Source organism: Actinomadura soli (assembly GCF_005889715.1).
Classification (GTDB): Bacteria; Actinomycetota; Actinomycetes; order Streptosporangiales; family Streptosporangiaceae; genus Spirillospora; species Spirillospora soli.
This window is the reverse complement of record NZ_VCKW01000607.1, coordinates 1-620: the sequence shown is the minus strand read 5'-3', so window position 1 is coordinate 620 and position 620 is coordinate 1. Positions and strand designations below refer to the sequence as shown.

Here is a 620-nt window from a genome sequence, read left to right as displayed (position 1 = left end):
GCGGACGCCCCGACCCCCGACCCGGTCCGTGAGCCATCGGCACAGGCGGGCCCCACTCCGCGCCTCCTCCAACCGTCCCGTGCCCGCCACGCACTCCCACGCGGCGCCGCGGCCCCTCGTCCCGTCCGGATCGTCCCGCCCCTGAAGCCGAACGGCCGACACAAGGCCGACCCCCCGTCCTCCTCCTGACGGCCCCACCGCTCCAGCGGAAGCCCCGCTCGCGACTCACGCGACCACATCCGGCCCAATGGGGAGCAGGACTTGTGGCGGCTGATGGAGCCGGACAGAGCGCATCACATTTCCAATTTGGGCGATCTGCAAACATCCCAATTCTGGAAGCATCGAGTCGCGCAGCGTGAGGTCGCCAAGGACCCCAACTGTGTCAAGAACCAGACCAAGCGGCTGTTCTTCCGGATGCCGCTGCCGGCGATCAAGGGCCGTTACGTCCAGGCGGTGGAGTTCACCGCGTATGAGACCTCCGCTTATGACTGCAACTACGACTCGTCGATTGAGTTGTGGCGGACCTCGACGTTGAGTTCGGGTGCGACGTGGAGCAATGCCACGAGTTCCTCGGTGTGGTCTCAGCAGTTGGCCTGGCGTGCGGTGTCGTACTGCTCCCG

General features: G+C 66.6%; 1 protein-coding gene. It reads left to right on the top strand.

Annotation, left to right across the window (positions count from 1 at the left end):
• Positions 1 to 261: 261 nt before the first annotated feature.
• On the top strand, positions 262 to 620 hold a 359-nt coding region (locus tag ETD83_RS42115), incomplete at its 3' end, for a hypothetical protein (protein ID WP_138650808.1).